Below are 20,047 nucleotides of genomic sequence, written 5' to 3'. Positions count from 1 at the left end.
GGTTGTCGGTTATTAACAATTGAACTGTCATTCTGAGCGGAGCGAAGAATCTCGCGTGTAATGGTAATTCCTGACAACAGAGTTACCATTACACGCGAGATTCTTCGCTCCGCTCAGAATGACAGTCGTTTACTGACAACCACCCACTCGCAACACGCCACTCATTACTTATCTATCCGGAAGCCCAAGCCGAACTGGAGCAGGTTGTTTTCCACCGATTTCTGGTAGGAAACTGAGAAGGCGAACTGATCGGATACGGGAGCCAGGTACACGCCCGCGCCGTAGCCCTGGTGCCAGCCGCCGGGCGAAGCACCGTTCAGGTACACCCGGCCGCGGTCGTAGAAACCGAAGGCGCCGTAGGAGAAGGGCAGGAAACCGTTTTTGCTCCGGCCCAGCGCCAGACGCAGCTCGGTGTTGAGGTAAAGACTGGCGTCGCCGCTGAAACGGTTGCGGTAATAGCCGCGCATCCCTTCGCGCAGGCCTAGGCTGGTGAACTTGTAGAACGGGATGTCGTCGTTGTTGCCGTAGTTTCTGGCGCCGCCGCCCTTTACTACCAGCGTTACCGGAATGAGTAGCCGGGCTGTGCCGTAGTATTGCGCAAAGCCCTGCGTGAGCCCGAAATTGCCTTGCTTGCCGTTGAGCTGATGATAGGAATCGTGCTGCACCAATAGGCGTACCCCGCGCTGGGCGAAGTTGGGCCGGTCGCGCAAATCCAGGTCAAGTAGCGCATTCAGGCCCACCAGGCGCTGAAAGCTGGTGTTGATGATGGGGTCGGAAACGGGGGCATCGGGGCGGAACGGATACGTGCCCAGGTAGCTGTCGGCGGCAAAATCGTTGTTGTAATACTCGTAGCTGGGACCCACGCGCAGCACACTCCGCTGGAAGAAGGTGCGCTCCAGAAAGCCGTTGAGGATTATTCCTTTGTAGCGGGCCCGGTAAAAATCGTCGTCGTAGCGGTCCTGGTCGAGGCCGGTATTGTTGCCCAGGCCGAAGAAGTTGTAGAACGGGAAGTAGCTGCCGTAGCTGAACGATGCCCCGGCATCGACCTTGCCGATGGCGTAGCGGTGGCGCGTGCTGGCCGTGAACTGGCGCTGGCCGCCGGTGCTGCCTTCCAGCAGGAAATCGTAGCGGTTTTTATAGCCGGGCTTGCGAAATCCCTGGCGCAGCAGCGAGATGCCCGCGCTGGCCGCAAAGCCGTCGTTGCGGTTGTAACCCAGCCCAATAGTGGGCCGGTACGAGTCGAATTCGAACTGCTCCCGGTCGTAGGCATTCACACCGGGTTTGGTCGAGGTGCGGTTGTCGGCCTCGGCGCTTAGCTGCAGGTCGGTATCGGGCACATCGTACACTTTAGTAAGCGTCCGCAGGCCGCGCACCCGCGAGTCGTCGGCTATCCGGTCTTTGCCCGACCCGCCGACAATGCGCACCAGAATGCTGTTTTTGGCCTCGCCGGTTACCGTAAATATGTCGCGGCCGTCGAGTCCGTACAGGCTGATTTCCTCGGTTTCCTTGGGCTGAAACGTCCGGTCGAACAGGGCCGGGCCGTTGGGCTCGTCGCCCTCACTGGCGCGGTCGAACAGCTGCACCCGCACCGTGCCATCGGCCAGGCGGTTCACCAGGAATACCTCGCCCTTGTTGGAGCCCACCACATCCACGCGTTGGGCCAGCAGCAGGTAGTAGCGGTCCAGGGCCGCGGGCAGCTGCTGAATGCGGGCCTTAAGCTTGCGGTTGATGTTGTCGGCCGATAGGTTTTTCAGCTCGGGCGGCAGTGTGGCTGTGGCCTCATCAATGGCGGCCGGCGTGATGCTGGCCTGCAGATACTGCGCAATTCCCTGCCACTGCTGGCGGTTCAGGCTTTGCAGCAGGAACCGGTCGAGGTGGCGGGCGGGCCAGTTCAGGCTCTTCATGTCGCCAAACTCGGCCTGAAAATCCTCGATGCTGGGCAGCGCCCATTCCCGGTTGGCCAGGTAGCTCAGCTTGCCGTTCCAGAGGGTAAACGCCTGGTCCCGGTCGCGCGGAATAGGTTTGTAGAGGGCTTTTTTACCATCTTCGTAAGCCGCCCACTTCCAGTTGTCCTCGTGCTTGCCGAAGTCGGCCACCAGCATGTCAAAAGCCCGGGCCCGGCCCAGCGCCAGGGCATCTACGCGGTTGTCGTTGTCTTTATACAGCTGCCGGAAGAAGCTGAACGAGCGGCGGATATTGTCGGCGCCTGCGAAGCCCGGCAGATTGGGCTTCGGGTCCTCGGGCCGGTCTTCGAGCGTGCCCAGCAGGCCGGCATAGTCGGCGCGGTAAGGGCCGAGCTGCTGGTTGTCGGGCAGCACAAACAGCCGGGGCCGGGCGTGCAGAATGTCGGTTTTATCGAGCAGCGAGCTGATAACCAGCGCCGAGTAGGGATGGGCCGTGGGCGTGATGTCGCGCAGCACGTCGGCGGCAAACGAGCGGCGCAGCTCGGGCGGCAGAATCTTGGTTACGTCCTTGTCAACCGACCGGAAAACGTACTCCGACGAGTCGGCGGCAATCAGCTTGAGCGAAGTCGTCTGGCGTCCGCCGCCCCGCCCAAAGGGCCGCAGTCCGCCCAGTTCGGTGCCCAGGTTGAGCGTGCGCACCTGCACGGGCTGGGTCCAGGAGGTGCGGTAGCCCGGCCCCAGCCAGAACCGCGACGAGCGGGTGCCAGCGTACTGTGCCCCGGCCGGCAGCGTCTGCACGGCCACAAACGGCCCATCGGGCTTCACGTCGGCTACCCCCTTCGGGGCCGAGGGGCACTCCGGAATAAAGCTGTTCACGGGTACGCCTGGCAGGCGTGGCTCCTGGCAGGCGCTCTGGAACAGCGTGCTCGCGTAGGCTTCGCGCACAGGGCTGGCATCCACTTTATCGTCGTAGGCTGCGGATGTCGGACGGCCCCCGGTCTTTTCAACGTCTTTATCAAACGTGAAAAAGGTGGTTTTCACGGTGCCGTCGGTGTAGTAGTCAAGCTCCGAGAAACCCTGCTTGGCCGCATTGAACGCGGAGCTGGCGTTGCCGGCCACGTACCGGGCTTCGGCAAACGAACCCGCCACCAGGTGGTAGCTGCCCTGCTGCGACGTGAGCTGGAGGCTGTAGTCGTGGGCGGCGGCATACACCGCGCCGGGGTGGTCGCGCAGGGTGTTGAGTACTTCGCGCTGGAACTGCTGGTAGCCCGGGTTGGCCAAGTCGCGGGGGGTGCCCACGTTCTGGCGGTAGGCCGCATTAAGGGCGCCAACTACCGGGGGCCACAGGTAGCGGCCCAGCGGCAGGTGCCCGCCATACTCGCCGTTGCTGACGACCGGCTGGTGGCCTACCAGTAGCACGTTGCGGCCCTTGGTATCGTCGAGTACATCCTGGAGCTGTTCGCGAAACTCTTCCTGGGTCAGCGTCGAGCAGTCGGTATCGGGGGCTTCGGGCTTGCCATAGGGATGGGTGAACCAAGGCGAGTTGAGAGCCACCAGCCGCACCAGTGGCGCTATGTCTACGATATAGGGGCCGGGGCAGCCGTTTTCGGGAATGAAGGTATGCTTGCCGTTGTGCTCCTCGATATACTTTTCGAGCCGCCGCACCCGCTTCAGGCCATCGGGGCCGGAGTCAGCCCAGTCCTTATCACCAGGTACAAAGTAGATTTTACCATTGGGCAAGCCTTGCACCAGGGCCAGCAGGGCATCGATGCGCGCCGTCTGGCCGGTGTGGCTGGAGTCCTGCTTATTGCCCAGGCCTTCCTGGCTCACCATATCGCCCAGGTGCACAACCGTAAACGGGCCGGTTTGCTGCTCCAGCACCCGGCGCAGGGCGTTGAGGTGGCGGGCGGGCAGGTTGGGCCCGGCCGTGTTGCCCAGCAGAAAGACCTTGTGGGCCGGCGGCGTTTGGGCGAAAACCGACAACGAAGCTGTCAGGCTCAGGCCCGTTAGCAGTGTACGGGCGTAACGAACTACCATAGAAGGAAGGGTATAAGGATTTCTTCTACGTACCGGCCCGGATTCCGATTTAATCCGGCTTTAGTTTCTATTACCTACACGCTTCAGGCCACTCGCAGCCTGCGCAATACGGCCGCTTGTACCAGCAGTAGCAGTGCGCACGGCAGCAGTACCCATTTCACCTCGCTTCGCAGCACCCGGGCACCCCATTCGCCCAGGAAATTTTTTATACCAATGGGCGAAACGGCAATCGGCCGGAACCCGAAGAAGTGCCGCTCGGCATCAAAAGGGCTTAAAAAGGCCACACCCAATCCACCAGTAGTCATGGCATCGAGCACGCCGTGCGAGGCGGTAGCCAGAAACAGCAACGCCCACAGCCGCCCACGCGGCGGCGCGCCGGCCCTGCCGCCTACTAATACTACCACCACGCTGGCCACTACTACAGCCGCTACCAGCGAGTGGCTCAGGCCCCGATGGCCCCACAGGCTGTCGTAGGCAATGTGCAGCTTGAAACCGACTACATCGGCGTCGGGCAGAAAGGCGCAGGCGGCGGCCAGCAGCCACCAGGGCCAATAGCGCCGCTCTGGCAGCAGCAGCTTGGCCAACGTGGTACCCAACACGCAGTGCCCTACGATAGAAGCCATAGAAACAAGGGAGGGGAGAAGTAGCAGGAGTTACCGGTAGGCAGCCCGAAACTACTCAATCAGCAGCTTTTGGGTAGCAGTACCTTCGGCGGTAGGCAGCGTAACCAGGTAAAGGCCGGGGGAGGCCGGCAAGGCCAGCTCGGTAAGGCGGGAGGCCAGCGGCTGCCGGCTCACCAACTGCCCCAGCATGGTACGAATAACCGCTTCGGCTCCGGCCACGGGCTGGCTGGCCAGCGTGAGAGTAGCGCGGCGCTGGGCCGGGTTGGGGGCCAGCGTGAAGGCTGCTGGCTGGCGTGCGCTGGTAAGAGCCGTAACGGTTTTGCCCACCGTGAATTCGTGCTTAACTACCGTGCCTTCGTAGGCTACTTCGAACCGCCAGCTACCGGGTACGGCCGTTGTCGGCATTTTGAGCGGCCAGTACCAATATGAGGAGGCGAAGTGTGCCGCTGTCGAACTATGATTCCACTTCGCAAAGACCGTATTATCGGGCCGGTAAACGGTATAGGCGCTGGCTTGCCCCTGGCGCTGGTCGTGGTAATAGGCCGCGAAATAGGCGGTTTCGCCTACCATCAGGTTGTCGCTGAGATTGGTTTGGTCGGGTTTCGGGCAGGCTTCAAATACCGGCGCCTGCTGATGCGTGAGGACGGCATTGACGGTTGGCTCGTAATAGGGCTTTTGCGCCGCCCAGGAGCTGGTTGCCGCGCCGCATGGGCCCGCATACGGGTCCACAACCTTGCCCTGCGCATCGTGCAGTTCGAAGTGCAGGTGCGGGCCCGTAGAGCTGCCCGAACTACCCACCGTGCCCAGTACTTCGCCCGCCGCAACGGTTGCGCCGAGCTGCTTGCCGGTTACCGAACCTGTTTTCATGTGCCCGTACCAGGTCACCGACCCATCGGTATGGCGCAGATACACCGCGTTCCAGTTGGCATTGGACAGAACGCAGTTGAGGTCGAAGTTGCCGTCGAAGCGGCCGATGATAACGCCGGGAGCAGCCGCTGTAATCTGGGCCTGTCCGCTGTCCATCATATTTTGGTCGAAGGGCCAGAGGAAAATGTCGGTGCCGGCGTGGTTGTAGTTGCCCGTGTCGTAGGTGCGGGTATTGCAGTCCCAATCCTGGAGTTTCCCAATTATCGGGTTGTGGTCGACAAAGTTGGAAACCCCGTAAATGCTGTTGTATTTGAAGCCAGCGGCCTGGCGTAATGGCCAATCGAGCAGAACAGTAGCCTCCGGCCGGGCTGGCTCAGCAGGCAAAAGTCCCTGACCGACAAGCTGCCGCACGTTTCGGGCCAGCATACTATCGATTACAACTCTTTGCTCACCCGAGAGGCAAATACCGACCGGCGGCGAATAGCCACCCCCACCTGCCGGAATGCTGCTCTGACCCAGAGCCGAGCCCATGCCTAAGCTGGCCACTAAAGAGAGGAGTAAATGCTTCTGCACAGCCCGGGTAGTTAAGTTGATGTGTATGCTGATTTGAGTAAAACTTACCCTAATGAGGGCCGCGAGCTTATTTTCGATGTCCTGCGGTTCGCGCTACAGTTGCAGTGCGTAAGGTTGACTCATGATACTAAATTACATATAATTTATATTATATATTAACTTTTCAACTGTCTCTACTCGGGCCGATGCGAGTCAGACGTGGCCCCATGGCTACTCGTCTGCCAACTCCTGCCGCAGCAGCCGGGCCACATGGGGCAAACCGGTGGTGGCTGGCTCGGTGATGAAGTGCAGCCGCGGCCGGGAGGCTATCGGGGGGCGGCCAGGGTCGATGACGTAGATAGGCGCGTTACGAGGCACGTAATCGAGCAGGCCGGCCGCCGGATATACCTGTAGTGAAGTGCCCGCCACCAGCAGCACGTCGGCGGTTTCTACTTCTTCCATGGCTACCTCCATCATGGGCACCGCCTCGCCAAACCACACAATATTGGGCCGTAACTGGTAGCCCTTCGCGCAGTTCTCGCCCAGCTCAATCCGGTCGCTGCTCATGGGGTACACCAGTTCCTCATGGCGCGAGCTGCGGCTCTCGAACAGCTTGCCGTGCAGGTGCAACACCTTGGTTGAGCCGGCCCGCTCGTGCAAATCGTCCACGTTCTGGGTAATCACTACCACCTCAAACTGGTCTTCCAGCCCGGCCAGGGCTAGGTGGCCGGCGTTGGGTTGGGCGACGCGGGCGGCGGCCCGGCGCTGGTTGTAAAAGTCGAGCACCAAAGCCGGGTTTTTGGCCCAGCCTTCGGGCGTGGCTACGTCCTCGATGCGGTGGCCCTCCCAGAGGCCATCGGAGCCCCGGAACGTGGCCAATCCGCTTTCCGCCGATATGCCGGCACCAGTTAAGGCTACAATCTTCTTCATAATGCGTGATGATGGAGTGGGGGGTGTGATGCCGGTATTGATTGGTTGGTCTACTCAAACCGGCCCAGCTCGGTTTTTCTGAACGTCCATTCCGGCGTGCCTACGCGCTCCTGCTGCGGGTCGAGGTAGAACCAGGCACCCAAGCCGGTTTCGTCCCAGAGGTTGGTAAGTACGTGCATCTGCTGGGCGGGCATGTAGCTCTGGGCCAGCAGCACCAGCCGGCGCCCCGTGGCGGGCTGCTCGGCCACATCGAGCACCAGCACGGCGTGGCCCGGCGAGCCACCCCGGATGAGCACGTCGCCGGCCTGTACCTGGGCGAGGGGTGTGGGCTGCAGCTCCTTGCTCAGCGAAAGGGTACCGGCATAGGTGAAAATCTGGTCGAGGTAGCGGCGAAAGTTGGCGTGGCTGGGTGCTTCGGCCGGCCGGGCGGTGGGCAGCACGTCGTCGCCCTTCACCGTAAAGCCCCGGCCCGAGTACCAATCCTGGAAGCCGATGTCGTCGCCGCTGGTGAGGTGGAAGTGTACCTGATCGGGGTTCTGGCTGAACAGGTACTCGGCCCGCAGCCGGATAACGGCATCGGCACACTGCTGCAGGTCGCGCTGGCCCACATCAAGGTCGAGCACGGCGGCATGCACATCCTGGCGGTCTTTGGGCTGGCCATTGTAGAGCTTCACCGGCGTGCCGGCCGGCAGCAGCGGCAGGTACCGCAGCCAATGCCCAAACGAGCCCTCCGCTGCCGCCATCCGTTGGTAGCCGGCGGGCGGTGCAAACCGGGCGGCCACCGTCTGGCTGGGCTGGTAGCGGCCCGCCGGCAGCCAGGCGTACACCTTGGGGGCAGGGGGGGCGGGCAGCGGCGGCCCGGGCCCCTCCATCGTGGCATCAGCACTGTTTTCGGGAAGCGCACCGGCCGCCGATTCGGAGCTGGGCCCGGTACAGTTCAGCAGCAAGGGCAGCAAGAGTAAACAGCTTTTTCGCATTTAAAGTAGCCTCAGGAATAGTAGACCTGAACGCGAATGCAGGTTAGTTATTTGCTGCTTCAACCACAAAAAAAGCTCCGGCCAGTTACGGCCGGAGCTTTGCAAAAGTGCGGTTTGGCACAAATTGCTGACACCAGTAAAGGTGGTTCAGAACTCAGGCTATTCCGCTTTCTTGGCTGTGGGCTTCTTCGCCGCTGGTTTTTTAGCGGCCGTGGTGCCAGTGGCTTTCTTGGCCGGAGCTTTCTTCTTGGCAGCTGGTTTTTTAGCCGCCGCTTTTTTCTTGGCCGGCGTGTCGGTTTTTTCTTCGGCGGCAGGGGCCGCTTTCTTGGCGAAGCGGCCGCCGCGAGCGGGCTTGTCAGGCGTGGCCTCGGCCAGCTCCAGGCAGCGTTCCAGCGTCAGCTCCGTGGGCTCCTCGCCCTTCGGAATCTTCACGTTCTTCTTGCCCGCCACAATGTAAGGTCCGAAACGACCATTGAGCACCTGAATGTCAGGGTTTTCGGGGAAGGCCTTGATGAGCCGCTCGGCATCGGCCTTGCGCTTGGCCTCAATCAACTCCACGCCCTCGTCGCCCGTAATAGTGTGCGGATCCTGGTCTTTGCGTAGCGAGTAGAACTTGCTGTCGTGGCGGATATAAGGGCCAAAGCGGCCGAGGGCAGCCGTCATGCTCTTCTCCTCGAACTCGCCCACCACCCGCGGCAGCTTAAACAAGTCGAGGGCTTCTTCAATGGTCAGGCTCTCGATAAACTGGCCTTTACGCAGGCTGGCGTACACCGGCTTCTCATCTTCGGGGGCGCCTTCGAGCGGCTCAATCTGCACGTAGGGGCCGTAGCGGCCGAGGCGGGCAGTCAGCTTCTGGCCCGTTTCGGGGTGTAGGCCGATTTCACGGGTGCTGCCCAGCGTGCTGCGCTCAATCTCCTCGCCCAGCTCCACGGTTTTGTGGAATGGCGTGTAGAAGCCGCTCAGCATGTCGGTCCAGTTGTCGAGGCCGTCAGCAATACGGTCAAACTCGTCCTCCACCTTGGCCGTGAACTGGAAATCGACAATGGCGGGAAAGTGCTCTACCAGAAAGTCGGTGACCACCATGGCCACATCGGTCGGGAACAGCTTGGCCTTATCGGCGCCGTAAGTTTCGGTCTTGAGCTCCGTCTTTACCTGCGGGCCTTCCAGCGTGAGCACGTGGAACTTGCGTTCCTTGCCCTCCCGAGAGTCCTTTTCCACGTAGCCGCGCTTCTGAATGGTGCTGATGGTAGGCGCATAGGTCGAAGGCCGGCCGATGCCCATTTCCTCCAGCTTTTTTACCAACGAGGCCTCCGTGAAGCGGGCCGCCGGCGAGGCGTACCGCTCGGTAGCCGTAAACTGCTGCAAAGGCAGCTGCTGGCCCACACTCAGGGGTGGCAACCCGCGCGAAAACGACGATTCGGCCGGCTCGTCGCTGTCCTGCTCGTCGTCCTTGCTCTCGGTGTAAGCCTTCAAGAAGCCCTCGAAGGTGATAACCTCGCCGCTGGCCGTGAGCGTAACGCCCGGCTGGGTGCTGATGCCGATGGTAGCAACCGTGCGCTCAATCACGGCATCAGCCATCTGCGAGGCCATGGCCCGCTTACGGATGAGGTCGTAGAGGCGCTGCTCCTGCGAGTCGGAACCGGCCTTGAGCAGCGTGAAGTCGGTGGGTCGAATGGCTTCGTGGGCCTCCTGGGCCGAAGCCGACTTGGTTTTGAAGTGGCGCGTGTGGGCGTACTCGGCGCCGTAAGCATCGGTAATAGCAGATTTAGCGGCCGCAATAGCATCTTCCGATAGGTTCAGCGAGTCGGTACGCATGTAGCTGATGCGGCCGGCTTCGTAGAGCTTCTGGGCCACGCTCATGGTCTGGGCCACCGAGAAGCCGAGCTTGCGCGAGGCTTCCTGCTGCAGCGTGGAAGTGGTGAATGGCGGCGCGGGCGTGCGCTTGCCGGGCTTCTGCTCCAGGTTCTGGATGGCATAATCGGCGCCCACACAACGGGCCAGGAAGGCCTCGGCCTCGGCGCGGGTTTTGTAGCGGGTGGGCAGTTCAGCTTCGAGCACCGCCCCCCGGCCGGCATCGAAACGCGCCACTATCCGGTAAGCCGAAGTCACCGTAAAGCCACTGATTTCCCGCTCACGGTCTACCACCAGCCGCACGGCCACGCTCTGTACCCGGCCCGCCGACAGGCCGGCCTTCACTTTTTTCCACAGTACCGGGCTCAACTCGAAGCCCACCAGCCGGTCGAGCACCCGCCGGGCCTGCTGGGCATTCACCAGGTTCAAGTCGATTTCGCGCGGGTTCTCAATGGCTTTGAGAATAGCAGTCTTGGTTATTTCGCGGAATACAATGCGCCGCGTTTTCTCACTGTTCAGATTCAGCGTTTCGGCCAGGTGCCAGCTGATGGCTTCGCCCTCCCGGTCATCGTCACTGGCCAGCCACACAATTTCGGCTTCCTTGGCCAGCTTCTTCAACTGGCTGATAATGTCGCGTTTGTCGGCCGAAACGACATAGGTAGGCTTGAAGCCGTTGGCAATATCAATAGCGTTATTGTCCTTGGGCAGGTCGCGGACGTGCCCGAAGGACGAGCGCACAACGAAGTCTTTGCCGAGGTAGCCCTCGATGGTTTTTGCTTTGGCAGGTGACTCGACGATAACTAAATTTTTGACCATAAGGTGGGGGGACGCGGAGCGGGTATGAACTAGGAAACGGGCTGGCCCGCGCAAAAGTTGAATTTTGCCGCAAAGATGCTGCAATAATCCGCCCCCTTCCTAACGCCTTCCCAATAAGCGGGTCGGCTGCCCTCCTTATATATAGGAGCAACCGGGTAAGGATGGGGACAGCGTGCCGGGCTAGCAGGTTGGTGGCTAGCGGCTAAGCCCCATCCGGCAACGTCTGAGCAGAAACATGCGGGCTTTTTATGACGGATACCGGAATGAGTTGTGGCCGAATCGGCAGTTCTGCTACCTTTGTTGACTAAGAAATCCCATCCTGGCAGTTTTGTTTGCGCTCAGCCCATGCTGCGCGGATTTGGTTACTCTTCCTCCCTATGGCTTCAGCAAAGACGTCCCAATCCACCCGTCCGGCCACCACGACCCCGGACACCGTTACTGCCAAGGCCCCCGGCGCCGCTGTGCAACCGGTCCGCAGCGACCACACGCGTAAAAAAGGAGCCGAGGATTCCCGTCACTTATCGACTAAGAGTTCCGATTCGGATTATATCAACGACCAGCTCAACCGGGTGCTCTATGCGCTCGACGCCTTTAAAAAGGGCGACGTGAGCGTGCGGCTGACCAAGCAGAACGACGACATCTTCGCCGAAATAGCCGAGGCCTACAACTCGATGGTCGACATGATTGCCGGCGTAGGTGGTGAGGTGTCGCGCATTTCAAAGGTGGCCGGCGTAGAGGGCAATCTGAAGGCCCGGGCGTCGGTTGAAAGCGCCGCCGGCTTCTGGCGCGACATGATCAACAACATCAATGGCCTCGTCGACAGCATTGCCGTGCCGGTGCTCGAAGTGGGCAAAGTGCTCAAGAACATCAGCCGCGGCAACCTCGACGAAACGTTCCAGATTCCGGTTTCGGGCGACTTCAAGGTGATGGCCGAAACCATCAACAAGACCATCGACAACCTGAACCTGTTTGCCGGCGAAGTAACCCGCGTGGCCCAGGAAGTAGGCACCGAGGGCAAGCTCGGCGGCCAAGCCTCGGTGCCCAACGTAGGCGGCGTGTGGAAAGACCTGACGGATAACGTGAACACAATGGCCAGCAACCTGACGAGTCAGGTGCGCGACATTGCCAACGTGGCCACGGCCGTAGCCAAAGGCGACCTAAGCCAGAAAATCACCGTCGATGTGAAAGGTGAGCTGCTCGATCTGAAGCAGAATCTCAACCAAATGGTGGACTCGCTCAACCTGTTTGCCGGCGAAGTAACCCGCGTGGCCCAGGAAGTAGGCACCGAGGGTAAGCTCGGCGGCCAGGCCAGCGTGCCCAACGTAGCCGGCACCTGGAAAGAGCTGACGGACAACGTGAACACGATGGCCAGCAACCTGACTTCTCAGGTGCGCGACATTGCCAACGTGGCTACGGCCGTTGCTAAAGGCGACCTGACGCAGAAGATGACCGTGAACGTGAAGGGCGAAATCCTGGAGCTTAAGGACATCCTCAACCAGATGGTGGACTCGCTCAACATCTTCGGCGACGAAGTAACCCGCGTGGCCCGCGAAGTAGGCACCGAGGGCAAGCTTGGTGGCCAGGCCTCCGTGCCCAACGTAGGTGGTACCTGGAAAGAGCTGACCGACAACGTAAACACGATGGCCAGCAACCTGACGAGTCAGGTGCGCGATATTGCCAACGTGGCCACGGCCGTAGCTAAAGGCGACCTGACGCAGAAGATGACTGTGGACGTGAAGGGCGAAATCCTGGAACTCAAGGACATCCTTAACCAGATGGTGGATTCGCTGAACGTGTTTGCCGGCGAAGTAACCCGCGTGGCCCGCGAAGTAGGCACCGAAGGTATTCTGGGTGGCCAGGCCAACGTGCCGAGCGTATCGGGTACCTGGAAAGACCTGACGGACAACGTGAACACGATGGCCAGCAACCTGACTTCTCAGGTGCGCGACATTGCCAACGTGGCTACGGCCGTTGCTAAAGGCGACCTGAGCCAGAAAGTATCGGTTGACGTAAAAGGCGAGCTTTTCCAGCTCAAGGAAAACCTCAACCAAATGGTGGACTCACTCAACACTTTTGGTGATGAGGTAACCCGCGTGGCCCGCGAAGTAGGTACCGAAGGCCGCCTCGGCGGTCAGGCCAACGTACCCAACGTGCGCGGCACCTGGAAAGACCTGACCGACAACGTAAACTTCATGGCCGCCTCGCTTACGAGCCAGGTGCGCGACATTGCCAACGTAACCTCGGCCGTAGCCCGGGGTGATTTGAGCCAGAAGGTATCGGTTGATGTGAAAGGCGAGCTGCTCGACCTCAAGGACAACATCAACCAGATGGTGGACTCGCTGAACGTGTTTGCCGGCGAAGTAACCCGCGTGGCGCAGGAAGTAGGCACGGAGGGCCGCCTCGGCGGTCAGGCCAATGTGCCCAACGTGGATGGCGTGTGGAAGCAGCTGACCGACAACGTAAACACCATGGCCGCCAACCTCACCACCCAGGTGCGGGGCCTCGTGAAAGTAGTAACGGCCGTAAGCCAGGGCGACCTGACCCAGAAACTGACGCTCGACGCTCAGGGCGAGGTGGCCGACCTGGCCGAAACCATCAACCGCATGGTGGACGACCTCAACCGCCTGGCCGTGGAAGTAAGCCGGGTAGCCAAGGTGGCCGGCGTGGAGGGCAAGCTCACCGAGCGGGCCACCGTGACTGATGTGTCGGGCTCGTGGAAAGAGCTTGTGGACACGCTTAACGCCCTCATCGAATCTATTGCCTCGCCGGTACTCGAAGTGAGCCGGGTGGTACGGGCCATTTCGGAAGGTGACCTGCAGCAGCGGGCCGAGATTGAAACCACCGGCGACATCCGCGCCATGGCCGATGCCCTGAACCTGGCCGTGGACAACCTCAACGAGCTGCTGGGCGAAATCAACGAGTCATCGCAGATTGTTGGCGAGTCGTCGGAAGAGATGGTAGAGAAGGGCCAGGCCATGAGCCAGGTAACGGCCGATGTGGCCCGCGCCATGCAGCAAATGGCCGAAGGTGCTCAGAACCAGGCGCTCAAGACCGACCAGGCTTTCAAGCTGATTGAGGAAATCATGCAGGCCACCAAGGAAACTGCCGGTAAAGCCGATGTCGGTATTAAGGCGGCCATCCTCGGTGAGCAGACTTCGCAGCTGGGCTTGAAAACCGTTGCCGAAGTGGTGAAAAACATGGAGGAAATCAGCTCGGCTGCTGCCCAGACCTCGAAAACCATTGAAGTACTGAGTACGCGTTCGGGTGAAATCAGCAAGTCGCTGGGCGTGATTACCGACATTGCCTCGCAAACCAACCTGCTGGCCCTGAACGCCGCCATTGAGGCTGCCCGGGCAGGTGAGGCTGGCCGCGGCTTTGCCGTAGTAGCCGAAGAAATTCGGAAGCTGGCTGAAGGCTCGCGCAAATCGGCCAGCGAAATTGCCACGCTGGTGGAGGACGTTCGGAAGGACACCACCTCGGCCGCTACCGCCATCAGCACCATGGAAGGCCGGGTACTCAAGGGTAAAAACGCCACCTTCGAGGCCAGCTCGGCCTTTAAGAACATTGCTACCAGTAGCGGCGAAACCCTGCGCACCAGCCGTGACATCCTCACGGCCACCGAGATTCAGAAAACGAGTATCGGCGACGTGGTGAAGTACGTGGAGGAAGTGGTAGCCATTGCCGAGCAGACCGCCTCGGGCACCCAGCAGGTGGCCGGCACCGCCAAGCAGCTTTCCACCAGCATGCAGGAGCTGACCACTAGCAGTCAGAACCTGACCGATATTGCCGACGACCTGCAGCTGGGTCTTTCGGCCTTCCAGCTGATGGAATACCTGGAGCCTGAGCCCGAGCCGGAACCCGAACCAATCCGTCGGCGCCTGACGCGCCGGCCCGCCCCGGCCGCTGCTCCGGCACCGGTAGCTCCGGCGGCCGCTGCACCGCGCCGGCCGCGCCGCGCCGAGCCTACGCCGGCCCCCGAGCGTCGGCCAATCCGCCGGGCTGTTGCCCGGCCAGCGGCCGCTGCTCCGGCTGCCAAGGCCGCCAGCAAAGCCACTTCTCCGGCCGCCAAGGCAAAACCAGCCGCAAAGTCAGCTGCTAAAAGCAAGGCCGCCAAGGGCAAATAGAAGCCCGACTTCTGGTAGTCTGATTGCCCAATACCCACCACGCCGCACCACTAATGCCCGCTTCCGATAAATCTGCCGCGCCCGACCCGATTATTCAGCTTATCGTTTTTCGATTGGGGCAGGAAGAGTACGCCATTCGCATCGAGCAGGTAAAGGAGGTGACCCTCACGCCCGACATTGCGCGTATGCCCAAAACGCCGTCGTTCGTGAAAGGTATTGCCAACCTGCGTGGTGATATTATTGCCGTCATTGACCTAGAGGAACGGTTTCAGCTACGCGAAGCCACCGAGGAATTGGCTGCCCACACCTACACCATGGCCATCGAGGCCAAAGATTATACCATTGGCATCGTGGTGCGCGAGGTTCCTCAACCACTGTCGGTGCCGCAGTCGGCCATCGAACAAACACCCGAATTCATTCAGGAAGCCAATATTCACGATAAATACATTGAGGGCATCGCCCGCATTGGCGACCGGATTATTGTGGTGCTCGACATGTTGAAACTACTCACCCCCGCCGAAATTATGCAGTTGTCCACTCCGGCGGCATCTTAGCCCCGTAGTCGCCGTACAACGGGCCAGGCCTGCCATCAGACCAGACCCTGCACTCTCACTTCGCATTTCTCTTTCCCATGAAAAACCGCATTCTCATCGTCGACGACTCGTTCTACATGCGCACGATGCTCAAGAATATGCTCACCGATGCTGGCTACGAAGTAGTTGGTGAGGCCGCCAATGGCCAGCAGGCCCTGGAAATGGCCATCGAAACCAAGCCCGACCTGATTACGCTCGACGTAATTCTGCCCGACAACACCGGCCTCGACGTGTTGCGCGGCATCCGCCAGGAGCAGCCCGACGTGAAAGTGGTGATGTGCTCGGCCGTTGGCCAGGAGGTTATTGTGAACGAAGCGCTGGAAAGCGGTGCCTCGGCGTATATCGTGAAGCCTTTCTCGGAGGAAAAAGTGCTCGAAATCGTGGGCAACGCGCTGCAATAGGCAGGACCCGATTTAGCGAACCACACCCCCGGGGCTAACGCCCTGGGCTAGTCGTCGTTTCCACTATTCCATCCCGGATTCTCAGGGTTGAAGCCCTGGGAATCCGGCGCCCCGGCTGAATACTATTTTCGCGTATCCGTGTTTCTCGTGTCGTCTTTCCCATCTGTACTACTTGTTCCGGTTGATAGCCCCCGCCTAATTGGCGAGGGTCGCTGGATGGGTGCGGCCGGTAGCTTTCAACTTTTGTGGCGCGATGAGTAACCGGGAGCAAGAGTACCGCGAGCTTTTCATGGCCGAGGCGTTGGAATACTACGACGCCATGAGCCGGCACATCAGCGAGTTGGAGCGCGACCCGGCCGATGAGCAGGCCCTGCGTGAGCTGTTCCGGCTCATGCACAACCTCAAGTCGAATGCCCGGGCTATGGGCTACACCAGCATCGGCGAGGCGGCCCACCACATGGAAACCGTATTTGGCCAGTTGCGCGATGGCGAGACTACTTTCACGGGCAGTATGGTGCCGGTGCTGTTTGGCGGCATCGACACGCTTGGCGAGCTTATCCGGGCCGTGGGACAGGACCAGGAACTGCCCGATGTGCAGCGCCTGCTCGACAACCTCGACCGACTTACCCGCGGCGAAGAGCCCAACCTCGATGATGAGGAAGCCGACGATGACGAGGACGTCAGCCGCAAGCTGGAGCTTTCCGACCTGGTCTACATTCAGGTGCGAAAGCTCGACCACCTGATGAACCTGATGGGGGAGCTCATTATTGACCGGGACCGGATTCTCACGCTGAGCCGCGAAATAGATGCCCCCGCCCTAACGGCCGCCGCTGCCCATTTTTCGCGCATTGCCGACGAGCTGCAATACAGCATCATGGATGCCCGCCTGGTAGGGGTGGGGTCGCTGTTTAGTAAGTTTCCGCGGGTGGTGCGCGACGTGGCTACTGCCGAAGGCAAGGAAGTAAACCTGACGCTGCAGGGTGAGGACATTCAGATTGACCGCAACATCCTGCAGATTATCACCGATGCGCTGCTGCACCTGGTACGCAACGCTATTGCTCACGGCCTAGAAACGGCCGCCGAGCGGGAAGCCGCTGGCAAGCCGGCTCAGGGCCAGCTCACGCTATCGGCTCAGGCCGAACGCGACGATGTGCTGGTGCAGGTGCAGGACGACGGCCGGGGAATTAACGTAGAAAAAGTTCGCCGTAAGGCCGTAGAGCGTGGCCTGGTAACGCGGGCCGCTGCCGCCCAGCTGAATGATGCGGCCGTGCAGGCCTTTCTGCTGGAGCCCGGCTTCTCGATGGCAAGAGAAGTAACCGAAATTTCGGGCCGTGGCGTGGGGCTCGATGTTGTAAAGCTGGCCATCGACTCGCTCGGCGGGCAGCTGCGCGTTGATTCGGTGCTGGGCGAAGGCACCACCTTTACGCTGGTGCTGCCTACTTCCATTGCCGTAAAGGGTGCCCTGCTGTTCGAGCTTGATGAGCGCAGCTACGCCCTGCCCCTCATGCACACCGACTCGGTGGTGTCGTTGATGCCCGGTAGCTTCAGCGTGGTGGGCGGGGTGCTCCTTACCCGCCTCCAGGATGAGAACGTGCCCGTGGTATCGTTGCGCGAGCTGCTGCACCTTGAAGGTGACCAGCCGTTGGCCCCGGCCCGCAAATCGATGCTGCAGGGCCGCCAGGATATCATCATTGTCAACTACAACAACCGCCGGCTCGGCCTTATCGTCGACCGGTTTTTACGCCAGCAGGACATTGTGGTGAAAGCCATGAGCAAGCCGCTGGATACCATTGACCTGTTTGGGGGCGTAACACTGCTCGGTAGCGGGCAAGTGTGCCTGGTGCTCGATGTGCCAGCCCTAACCCGACTCTTTTTAGCCAAACGGCCATAACTCTCGTATTGCAGTCTGGCCGGTTACCCTGGTAGCCTGCCCTTTCACCTGAACCCTATGGAATTGCACATGACGGAACTGGAGCGCGACATAATTCGCGAAATCCTGAACATCGGCCTGGCCCGCGCTGCCGACTCGTTCGCGGTGGTAGCCCAGGAGAAAGTGCTGCTCGAAGTGCCCAATCTTGATATTGTATCGGGGCGGAGCATTCTCGAAAAAGTAAGCGACCTGCAGGCCGGCCATGTCGTTATTCAGTCCGATATCCGGGGCGACTTCAACGGCACTACGCTCATGTTCTTTTCGGGCCAGCATGTGCAGCGCCTCTCGCGGGTTTGCCTGCGCATGCAAACTACCGACGACATCAATATTGACTCCATGCAGGAGTCGCTGCTGCTCGAAATCAGCAACATCATTACCGGGGCGCTGGTAACGCAGCTAGCCAATATCCTGAAGGCGCGTATATACGGGGCCCCGCCTGCCCATCCGCAGGGCGATATGGGTGCCGCCCTGCGTAGTCTGTTGCACGACAACCCGATGGTGCAGCCGCTCATTTTTTCGGTGATAACCCAGTTTTCGGACAAGGAAAACTCGGTGGAGCTACCGCTTATGATATTCTTCGACCGCGAAACCTTCGAGAAAATCATTACCATCATTCGCACCTACGACTTCATGGGCGGCCAGTTCGGCAGCTAGGTGTACCATAGCAGTGCCCTACTACCGTAGCGCGAAAATCCGTTTCGCGACGGGCCGGACGAGTTCCTCTACGGAACACTCGCTTCGCCCGTCGCGAAACGGATTTTCGCGCTGGGGGCGTCCAACACCGGCTTCTGTACCTTCTGCTTTCACGCTTTAACCCATACGCTAATATGGCCGACTCTGCCTCCTCTTTCAAAGAAAAGCTTGCCAACTTCGACCCCAATGCCCTCGCCGATGCCGCTGGAGGACTGTTTGGGCTGCCATTCACGCCTGAGGAAGCTCAGGTAGTGGTGGTGCCCGTGCCGTGGGAGGTAACCGTATCGTATCGTGCCGGTACGGCCCAGGGCCCCGAGGCCATCCATGCCGCCTCACTGCAGGTGGACCTCTATGACCCCGACCTGCCCGACGCCTGGCGCATGGGGCTGGCCATGGAGGAACCCGACGCCGCCATTGCGGCCGAAAGCGAGGAGTTGCGCCCGCTGGCCGAAGGCTACATTGGCTGGCTTGAGGAAGGCCAGCCCGAAGCAGACCGCGCCGAGCACGCCCCCAGTGCTGAACGTATCAACGAGCGGGGGCGCGCCCTGCTGGAGTGGTTGAAAGCAAAAACCGGGGCCCTGCTCGACGCCGGTAAAGGGGTAGTAGTATTAGGCGGCGACCATAGCACGCCGCTGGGCTACCTGCACGCGCTGGCCGAGCGCCACGAGGAATTTGGTATTCTGCAGATTGACGCCCACTGCGACCTGCGACCCGCCTACGAGGGCTTCGAGTTCTCGCACGCCTCCATCATGTACAACGCCCTGCAGCTGCCGCAGGTGAAGAAACTGGTGCAGGTGGGCATCCGCGACTATTGCCAGCAGGAGGCCGATTTCATCGACCAGAGCAACGGCCGCGTGGCCCTGTTTGCCGACCGTTTCCTGCAGGCCGAAATGCTGGGCGGCAAGTCGTGGAAAAAGGAGTGCAAGAAAATCATTGCCCAACTGCCTCAAAAGGTGTACCTGAGCTTTGATATCGACGGACTCGACCCCAAGCTCTGCCCGGGCACCGGCACGCCCGTGCCCGGCGGCCTCGAGTTCGAGCAGGCCGTATATCTGCTGCGCATGGTAGTGCGCTCAGGCCGCATCATTATCGGCTGCGACCTGAACGAGGTGGCCCCCGGCGACACCGAATGGAACGCCATTGTAGGCGCGCGCCTGCTCTACCATATGGCCAACTGGATGGCTGTTTCGCAGGGCCGCCTGAAGGCCCGCGTCGTAGAATAGCGCCCGGGCCCCGGCAACTGAAATGGCAGGGGCTCGTATGGTATTCAACTCCCTGAATACTGTACTTCTTTCACCCAAACTCCCTTTTCTGTCTTATGAGCTTCATTCTCAAATTCATTCTCTCAGCCATCGTCACGTATCTGCTGGCTACCTTTCTGCCCGGCGCTTACATCCGTGGTTTCACCGACGCCATGATTCTGGTGGTGGTACTGGCTATTCTCAACGCCGTGGTAAAGCCCATTCTGCAAATTATTGGGTTGCCCATCACCATCCTCACGCTGGGCCTGTTCCTGTTCGTCATCAATGCGCTCATTATCATGCTGGCCAGCTACCTGATGGCCGGTTTCGAGATTAGCGGTTTCCTGTCGGCGCTGCTGTTCAGTGTTGTGCTTTCACTGGCAACTTCAGTGGTTGATATGGTAGTTGACTAACTCTCAATCCTACTAAGGCACCTACAGAATGCCCCGCCGACTTTCGTTGGCGGGGCATTCGGCTTGAATGGACTTACGTATCTGGGCACTTCTAT

General features: G+C 60.4%; 13 protein-coding genes. 7 read left to right on the top strand and 6 right to left on the bottom strand.

All coding sequences use genetic code 11. The features are described 5' to 3' along the window. Positions 1-164: 164 nt before the first annotated feature. The 6 genes from HW554_RS07905 to topA all read right to left on the bottom strand — a co-directional run bounded on the left by HW554_RS07905 (position 165) and on the right by topA (position 10,557). A complete protein-coding gene (locus HW554_RS07905; protein ID WP_176908041.1) occupies positions 165-3,941 on the bottom strand; it encodes a BamA/TamA family outer membrane protein in 3,777 nt (1,258 codons plus the stop codon). 83 nt (positions 3,942-4,024) lie between these two features. Further along, the gene (locus tag HW554_RS07900) at positions 4,025-4,564 is read right to left on the bottom strand and encodes a metal-dependent hydrolase (RefSeq protein ID WP_176908040.1); all 540 of its coding nucleotides are present in this window, start codon (positions 4,562-4,564) and stop codon (positions 4,025-4,027) included. A 51-nt stretch (positions 4,565-4,615) separates the two neighbouring features. Next, positions 4,616-5,857: a peptidoglycan DD-metalloendopeptidase family protein gene (locus HW554_RS07895; protein ID WP_176908039.1), complete on the bottom strand. Its 1,242-nt coding sequence runs from the start codon at positions 5,855-5,857 to the stop codon at positions 4,616-4,618. Positions 5,858-6,214: 357 nt separating this feature from the next. Further along, a complete protein-coding gene (locus tag HW554_RS07890; RefSeq protein ID WP_176908038.1) occupies positions 6,215-6,913 on the bottom strand; it encodes an SIR2 family NAD-dependent protein deacylase in 699 nt (232 codons plus the stop codon). 50 nt (positions 6,914-6,963) lie between these two features. Continuing rightward, positions 6,964-7,869 (bottom strand): DUF4846 domain-containing protein, encoded by a 906-nt coding sequence (locus HW554_RS07885; RefSeq protein ID WP_218134638.1) that lies wholly within the window; start codon positions 7,867-7,869, stop codon positions 6,964-6,966. A 180-nt stretch (positions 7,870-8,049) separates the two neighbouring features. Beyond that, on the bottom strand, positions 8,050-10,557 hold the full coding sequence (topA, locus tag HW554_RS07880) for a type I DNA topoisomerase (protein WP_176908037.1): 2,508 nt from the start codon (positions 10,555-10,557) through the stop codon (positions 8,050-8,052). 377 nt (positions 10,558-10,934) lie between these two features. On the opposite strand from topA, the gene HW554_RS07875 reads away from it, so the two are divergent. The 7 genes from HW554_RS07875 (at position 10,935) to HW554_RS07845 (ending at position 19,952) form a co-directional block, all read left to right on the top strand. Beyond that, entirely contained in the window at positions 10,935-14,681 is a 3,747-nt protein-coding gene (locus HW554_RS07875) for a HAMP domain-containing protein (RefSeq protein ID WP_176908036.1), read from the top strand. 23 nt (positions 14,682-14,704) lie between these two features. Continuing rightward, positions 14,705-15,235, top strand: a complete 531-nt coding sequence (locus HW554_RS07870) for a chemotaxis protein CheW (protein ID WP_246285151.1) — start codon at positions 14,705-14,707, stop codon at positions 15,233-15,235. Between the two features lie 77 nt (positions 15,236-15,312). Then, complete coding sequence (locus tag HW554_RS07865) at positions 15,313-15,675, top strand: response regulator (protein WP_019948088.1); 363 nt, start codon at positions 15,313-15,315, stop codon at positions 15,673-15,675. Between the two features lie 253 nt (positions 15,676-15,928). Further along, complete coding sequence (locus HW554_RS07860; protein WP_176908035.1) at positions 15,929-17,566, top strand: chemotaxis protein CheA; 1,638 nt, start codon at positions 15,929-15,931, stop codon at positions 17,564-17,566. A gap of 57 nt (positions 17,567-17,623) precedes the next feature. Beyond that, positions 17,624-18,259 carry a chemotaxis protein CheC gene (locus HW554_RS07855; RefSeq protein WP_246285150.1) on the top strand — a complete coding sequence of 212 codons (636 nt, stop codon included), beginning with the start codon at positions 17,624-17,626 and terminating at the stop codon, positions 18,257-18,259. Positions 18,260-18,432: 173 nt separating this feature from the next. After that, the gene (locus HW554_RS07850; protein WP_176908034.1) at positions 18,433-19,521 is read left to right on the top strand and encodes an agmatinase family protein; all 1,089 of its coding nucleotides are present in this window, start codon (positions 18,433-18,435) and stop codon (positions 19,519-19,521) included. Between the two features lie 95 nt (positions 19,522-19,616). Continuing rightward, the gene (locus tag HW554_RS07845; RefSeq protein ID WP_176908033.1) at positions 19,617-19,952 is read left to right on the top strand and encodes a phage holin family protein; all 336 of its coding nucleotides are present in this window, start codon (positions 19,617-19,619) and stop codon (positions 19,950-19,952) included. Positions 19,953-20,047: the final 95 nt, after the last annotated feature.

Source organism: Hymenobacter lapidiphilus, from assembly GCF_013377885.1.
GTDB classification, from domain to species: Bacteria; Bacteroidota; Bacteroidia; order Cytophagales; family Hymenobacteraceae; genus Hymenobacter; species Hymenobacter lapidiphilus.
The sequence above is the reverse complement of the archived record's forward strand: the minus strand, read 5'-3'. Positions and strand labels throughout refer to the sequence as shown.